Genomic DNA, 6,935 nt, shown 5'->3' with positions numbered 1-6,935 from the left:
TGAATGGGTTCATGTGCAGCTCCATCAGCAAAAGGGGATGATAAGTTTATCACCACCGACTATTTGCAACAGTGCCCCTTAGAATAACTTAGTCTAAAATCCTTTTTTTGCCTAAGCATTATCTTATTACATAGCCACGAACTACGCTGAGTGATAAAATTCTCGATTTTATGCCTTCTTTCCAATAATTAGAGGACGAGGCACGGGTAGTCAATAAGACGAAAGAATTAATTGCTTCATAACCCTATTACGAAATAAGCGGCAGTGCGTCTTACATGGTCGGCAACCGTCAGGGATTGACTGTAACTTATTGAAAACGATTATTTTCACTATGATGTAAGATATAAGGGCAGATATGTTAAGTATGCGTCGACATGCCAACTTCATTAAACGTTTTAAGTCTGTAAGCTGTTTATTTACGGCAAGCATTCTTTTCCCGATGCCAATCTCTGCGGCGGTATCAGATTATGACGCTTTGGTTATTGAAGCGCGGGGAGGTAATAGCGCACCGCTATTACGTTTCCTTGAGGATCAGGGAAAGAAAAGCGCGCTAACGCCAAATCAGGTTGCCGACTGGCTGCAAGTTTCCAGTTGGGTCGATAACAACGATAAAACCACAATTGAAATCTGGCAGCAGTATCGTGGACAGATGAATGTACCTGCCCGGGGCAAAGTCGCCGCTGCACGAGCATATCGCAACCAGAAGAACTGGAATGATTCTTTAGCCATCTGGGAAAGCGTTTTACAGGAAGAGCCTGATAACGTAGATGTACGTACCGGCTGGATAATGACGTTGGCGGATGCTCGCTACAATCAGCAAGCCCTTACTGAAGCGAATAAATGGGCGCAGGCGCATCCCGGGGCTGATTCTGATGCGCTACTTGCCTATGTCTACCATTCGCAGGGAAAAAACTGGGATGCATTATTAGTTGCCAGCCAGGCGGATGACGTCGATCCAGGCAAAAAAAATGCAAAATCCACATTGCTGTCTGCGCTGTCAGCAAACCGCGTTTCCGGGCCCGCCTTAAATATGGCAGAGGTGGTACCAACTGCCGATCCGGTGAAGCGTCGCCTTGAGCTTGATGCGGCGGCTGAAATGGTACGTTCCTCTTATACCTCTGCGCGTAATGAAGAAGAGCGTTTTATCGTGGCTGATAAAGCGCTAGCCCGTTATGACCAGTTGCTGACTGCCTGGAAAGATGAGCCTTCTGCGCAGAATGATGTCCGTCGGGCCAGAATTGACCGCATGGGCGCCTTGCTGGTCCGTAAACGCACTTCTGAAGTGATTAGTGAATACGAATCGCTGTCTGCGAGCGGCGAGGTGCCAAACTACGCAAAACGCTGGGTAGCATCGGCATGGTTAAGCGAACGGCAGCCGGAAAAAACCGAAGCGATGCTGATGAGCATCTACTATCCGAACGGACCGATTCCGGTTACGCCGCTCGGTCCTGAGGATCAACAGGATCTGTTCTACGCGCACATCGATAATGAAAACTTTGATGCAGCTAAAAAACAGGTCGATGCGTTAATTAAAGACAGCCCATATCTGCGACGCATCTATGGTTCGCCAACGCCGCAGCCAAACGATAACTGGCTGCTGGGACAGTCGCTGCTGACGCAATATCATATCGCTGCCAATGAACTGCCGGAGGCAGAAAAACTCGCAGAGCATCTGGCGCGAACAGGCTCGGGTAACCAAGGGCTGCGCATATCCTATGCTTCTGTTCTTGAAGCCCGTGGACTGCCGCATGCGGCGGAGAAAGAGCTTAAACTGGCGGAAGTGATTGAGCCCAGTAACCTGGAACTGGAGCGTCAGCAGGCCTATGTGGCGCTGGATCTCCAGGAGTGGAAGCAGGCCGATGAACTGACGGATGACGTTATTGCTCGCAGTCCGGATGATGAAGCGACGCTGCGCCTCGCACGCATGCGTGATGTGCATAAAATGTCGGAAGTACGTATTAGCGGCACGCAGGGGATCTCGTCCGATAGCCCGGTCAGCGGTAAGAATGATTTCAACATCAACACGGCCATTTACAGCCCGCCAATTAATGACAACTGGCGACTGTTTACCGGATTCAACTTCGCAACCGGCGAGTTTGAGGAAGGGAAAGGGATTAGCCGCGATCTGGCGGCTGGTGCGGAATGGACTTCCCGTGATTACTGGGCCGAAATGGAAGTGTCTGGCCGAAACTATGGCGATGGGCAGAAAATAGGCGGTCGTCTTTCCGCCTGGCATGATTTCAACGATAACTGGCGCGTGGGCGGTTCGGCCGAGCGTCTTTCGCGCAACACGCCACTGCGCGCGCTGCGTAGCGGCGTATATGCCAACAGCGGCGATTTGTTTGTTCGCTGGTATCAAAACGAACGACGTGAATACCAATTGTCGTTTGCCGCATCACATTTCTCGGATGGTAACGATCGCATCGAATATGGGCTGAGCGGAAAAGAGCGCATGTGGACCACGCCGCGCTTTACGCTGGACTTTACCCCGGGTATCGGTGGGAGCACCAACACTAAAGAGAATGTGCCGTATTACAACCCTAAGAGTGATTTTTCCGTTGTGCCAGGCCTGAGCGCGGAACAGGTTCTTTACCGCCATTATGACACCGTGTGGACCCAGCAAGGCATAGCCGGAGTGGGTGGCTACTGGCAGCAAGGTGAAGACGTTGGCGCTATCGTTCAGGTGGGATATGGACAACGGCTCAAATGGAACAACGTCGTAGATGGCGGGGTGATGCTGGTTTGGGATAAACGCCCCTATGACGGTAAACGTGAGCGGAATATCTCCCTCGCTTTCGATTTAAATGTCAGGTTTTAAGGATTGTTCATGCTGAAAAGATGCCTGTGGCTTAGCGCATTAATCGCTGGCTGGTTGATGATTACCGCGTGCAGTAGCGCGCACAATACAACGCCTCGCTATGTTCCTCCCGCAGAGAGAACGCCGTTGACGGCAGATCATCCATGGCCGAAAAACAGCTTCCTGGTGCTCGGCTATCATGATGTTGAGGATGGCGCCGCCGACCAGCGCTACCTCTCCGTGCGCACCAGCGCGTTGAGCGACCAAATGGCCTGGTTGCGTGATAATGGCTATAACCCGATTAGCGTGCAGCAAATTCTGGACGCTCATGACGGTAAAATTGTGTTGCCGGAAAAAGCGGTCTTACTCACCTTTGACGACGGATACAGCAGTTTTTATACCCGCGTCTGGCCGCTGCTGAAAGCCTACAACTGGCCTGCGCTCTGGGCTCCAGTGGGCAGTTGGGTTGATTCTCCAGCCAATAAAAAAGTCGATTTTGGCGGCTTAATGACGGCGCGAGATAAATTTGCCACCTGGAAGATGGTCGAGGAAATGGGCAAATCGCCGTTGGTGGAAGTGGGGGCGCACACCTGGAACTCGCATTTCGGCGCTGAGGCGAACCCGCAAGGAAGCAAAGAACCTGCGGTGGCGAATCGCCTTTTCGATAAGAAAACAGGGACTTACGAAACCGACGAACAGTACAATCGTCGCATTAATACTGATATCTCGCTGATCACCAATAAGATTAAATCGGTAACCGGGAAATCGCCGCGCGCGTGGGTGTGGCCTTATGGTGCGGCTAACGGCACCACCTTAAAGCTGGCCAAAGAACATGGCTATAAGATGGCCTTTACGCTCAATGAAGGGCTGGCGAACGCTGCGTTTCTTGATGATATCCCGCGCGTACTGATCTCTGATAACCCGTCTCTCAAGCGCTTTGCCAGTCAGGTTGCTCAGGTACGTGAACCACAAACGATGCGTGTGATGCACGTCGATCTGGATTACGTGTATGACAAAGATCCTGCCCAGCAGAAGCGAAACATCGACAAGCTGATCCAGCGTGTTTATGACATGCGCATTTCTCATGTCTTCCTGCAGGCGTACGCCGATCCTAAAGGCGACGGGAATATTCGCGAACTCTATTTCCCTAACCGCTGGCTGCCGATGCGTGCCGATCTCTTTAACTATATCTCCTGGCAGTTACAAACGCGGGCCGGGGTGACGGTATATGCCTGGATGCCGGTACTGGCTTTCGACCTCGATGCTTCCATTCCACGCGTGACGGCATGGGATCCGAAAACAGGACGCACTGCGATCAATCACGAGAACTATGTGCGTCTGTCTCCCTGGGACAGCGAAGCGCGTAAACGTATCACTGAAATCTATGAAGACCTGGCGAAGCATGCCAGCTTCAAAGGGATTTTGTTCCACGACGATGCTTTCCTGACGGACTTTGAAGATGCGTCACCGGAGGCGTTAGCCGCCTACCGCGCCGCAGGGCTTCCGGGAAGTATTGAGCAAATCCGTAGCAACCCTCAAACCTTCGAACGCTGGACGCGCCTGAAAAGTAAGATGCTGATCGACTTTACTAAGCAACTGACGCAATCGGTACGCAATATTCGCGGTCCGCAGGTGCAAACTGCCCGCAATATATACGCCATGCCGGTACTGGAGCCTGAAAGCGAAGCCTGGTTTGCGCAAAACCTGAATGATTTCCTCAATACCTATGACTGGACGGCACCCATGGCGATGCCATTCATGGAGCAGATCCCGGCTAATGATGCCAATGCCTGGCTCGACAGATTAGTCAATGCCGTTGCACAAACGCCCGGCGCGCTGGACAAAACCGTGTTTGAACTGCAGGCACGAGATTGGCGTAAATCCGGGGACGAGGCAGAAATCAGTGGAAAACAAATAGCCGAATGGATGCGCCAACTGAAACTAAGTGGTGCAGGTAACTACGGCTATTATCCGGATGATTTCATCAGCGACAAACCTGAGATGTCAGAGATTCGCTCGACGTTCTCCTCATACTGGTACCCGCAAAAATGACCGATCGCATTATTGCTTTCCTGATACTTTGCCTGATGTTCAGCCTGCCGTTTGGCGTGGCTGTCATCTTTACAGGTGAAGTCATGTTGAACTTCGTCTTCTTCTGGCCTTTATTCATGTCTGCATTATGGATAAGCGGCGGGGTCTATTTCTGGTTTTATCGTGAGCGTCACTGGAAATGGGGAGACGATACACCGCCACCGACGCTGGAGGGAAATCCGCTGGTTTCCATTTTGATCCCCTGCTTTAACGAAGGGATCAACGCGCGGGAAACCATCGGCGCTGCGATGGCACAGCGCTACAAGAATATCGAAGTGATTGCCATTAACGACGGTTCAACGGACGATACGCACGATGTTCTGGAACAGTTGGCGATTGAGTACCCCAGCCTGCGCGTCATTCATCTGGCTGAAAACCAGGGCAAAGCGCTGGCGCTCAAAACGGGCGCGGCCGCTGCGCGCAGCGATTACCTGGTGTGTATTGATGGCGATGCGTTACTGGATCGCGATGCCGTGGCGTATCTGGTCGCTCCGCTGATCCAGTTCCCACGCGTTGGGGCGGTAACCGGCAACCCGCGTATTCGCACCCGTTCCACGCTAATCGGTCGTGTGCAGGTCGGTGAGTTCTCTTCCATTATCGGCTTAATTAAGCGTACTCAACGAGTCTATGGTCAGATCTTTAGCGTCTCTGGCGTAGTTGCGGCGTTTCGTCGTCGCGCGCTGGCCGAGGTGGGGTACTGGAGCCCGGACATGATCACCGAAGACATCGATATCAGTTGGAAGCTGCAATTGCGCCATTGGTCGATATTCTTTGAGCCGCGCGCGCTGTGCTGGATCCTGATGCCTGAAACGTTAAGAGGGCTGTGGAAGCAGCGCCTGCGCTGGGCGCAAGGCGGGGCGGAGGTGTTTATTGTTAACATGCGCCGTCTGTGGTCGTGGGAGTTCCGCCGCATGTGGCCGCTATTTTTCGAGTTCTGCTTTTCTACCACGTGGGCATTTGCCTATGCGATCAGTATCGTGCTGTTCCTGCTGGGACTGATGATCCCGATGCCGGACTCGCTGTATGTTCAACATCTGTTCCCGCCAGCCTTTACCGGACTTATTCTCGGCGTGGTCTGCTTAATACAGTTTGCGATAAGCCTGATGATTGAACGACGCTATGAAAAAGGCATTGGCGCCTCATTGTTCTGGATAATCTGGTTCCCGGTGGTGTACTGGCTGTTGAGCCTGTTTACCACGTTGGTGTCATTCCCGAAAGTGATGCTCAAACGCAAACGCGGCAGGGCGCGCTGGGTGAGTCCTGACCGTGGAATAGGGAGGATCGAATCATGAGTCAGCCGCTGATCTTTACGGAGCGGCGTCTGCTGCCGCGCATCATTGACGTTCTGTTAACGATTTTTGCCTGGGTTGGATTTTTATACTTAATCTACAAAGGGCTGATTACGGCCCTGGCGCATTCACCGTATATGGGCGTGCGTCCCTTTTTCACCACGCTGGATACGGTCACGTTTTACATCCTTGTCGCGCTGGTCAACGGACTGGTGCTGATCGGCTGGGCGAAATACAACCAGTTTCGTTTTCGGGTGGAGCGTCGCAGTCGCAGACCAGGACTGGAAGACCATGAGCTGGCGGAAAGTTTACGTATTACCCGTGAACTGGTTACAGAGTTGAACAAAGCGAGGGTGCTGACGGTCCATCACCATGAGAATGGCGAAATCAGTCATATCGATGTGGACAAGCACATCGCCGATAACCGCCTGCCGCCGCCGACGCCTGCAATGCTGGAATATTTGCCGCCGGAGCGGGAGCCATTGTTACAGAAAAGGCCCGAGTGATATTTCTGCTACCCGCCACTTCCCTCAGCCTCGCATCGGTCTATGATTAGACTCAGACAATAAAAATGCGAGGTAATGTCGTGGAAAAGGAACTACTGGAGGCAGGTTACCGGGCCTATACCGGCGAGAAGATTGACGTCTACTTCAACACGGCGATATGTCAGCATTCAGGAAACGGCACTGTTGCAAATAGTCGGTGGTGATAAACTTATCATCCCCTTTTGCTGATGGAGCTGCACATGAACCCATTCA

General features: G+C 52.3%; 4 protein-coding genes and 1 pseudogene. All 5 read left to right on the top strand.

Annotation, left to right across the window (positions count from 1 at the left end):
- Window positions 1-355: 355 nt before the first annotated feature.
- Complete coding sequence (gene pgaA / locus OQV04_RS22885; RefSeq protein ID WP_034167707.1) at window positions 356-2,818, top strand: poly-beta-1,6 N-acetyl-D-glucosamine export porin PgaA; 2,463 nt, start codon at window positions 356-358, stop codon at window positions 2,816-2,818.
- 9 nt (window positions 2,819-2,827) lie between these two features.
- Window positions 2,828-4,849 carry a poly-beta-1,6-N-acetyl-D-glucosamine N-deacetylase PgaB gene (gene pgaB, locus OQV04_RS22880; RefSeq protein WP_034167706.1) on the top strand — a complete coding sequence of 674 codons (2,022 nt, stop codon included), beginning with the start codon at window positions 2,828-2,830 and terminating at the stop codon, window positions 4,847-4,849.
- A complete protein-coding gene (gene pgaC, locus OQV04_RS22875) occupies window positions 4,846-6,180 on the top strand; it encodes a poly-beta-1,6-N-acetyl-D-glucosamine synthase (protein ID WP_034167705.1) in 1,335 nt (444 codons plus the stop codon). The genes pgaB and pgaC overlap by 4 nt, the downstream gene beginning before the upstream one ends.
- Complete coding sequence (gene pgaD / locus OQV04_RS22870) at window positions 6,177-6,683, top strand: poly-beta-1,6-N-acetyl-D-glucosamine biosynthesis protein PgaD (RefSeq protein WP_034167704.1); 507 nt, start codon at window positions 6,177-6,179, stop codon at window positions 6,681-6,683. The genes pgaC and pgaD overlap by 4 nt, the downstream gene beginning before the upstream one ends.
- A gap of 80 nt (window positions 6,684-6,763) precedes the next feature.
- Window positions 6,764-6,859, top strand: a pseudogene (locus OQV04_RS22865) ((4Fe-4S)-binding protein); the annotation flags it as partial.
- Between the last annotated feature and the right edge of the window lie 76 nt (window positions 6,860-6,935).

The organism is Escherichia sp. Lx600-2 (assembly GCF_036662595.1).
GTDB lineage: Bacteria > Pseudomonadota > Gammaproteobacteria > Enterobacterales > Enterobacteriaceae > Escherichia > Escherichia coli.
Note: the sequence above shows the minus strand (reverse complement) of the source record. Positions and strands in the feature narration are given on the sequence as shown.

Bases quoted from the DNA above. Each gene is read 5' to 3' on its own strand.
- pgaA (WP_034167707.1), top strand. From the start codon at position 356: ATGTTAAGTATGCGTCGACATGCCAACTTCATTAAACGTTTTAAGTCT.
- pgaB (WP_034167706.1), top strand. From the start codon at position 2,828: ATGCTGAAAAGATGCCTGTGGCTTAGCGCATTAATCGCTGGCTGGTTG.
- pgaC (WP_034167705.1), top strand. From the start codon at position 4,846: ATGACCGATCGCATTATTGCTTTCCTGATACTTTGCCTGATGTTCAGC.
- pgaD (WP_034167704.1), top strand. From the start codon at position 6,177: ATGAGTCAGCCGCTGATCTTTACGGAGCGGCGTCTGCTGCCGCGCATC.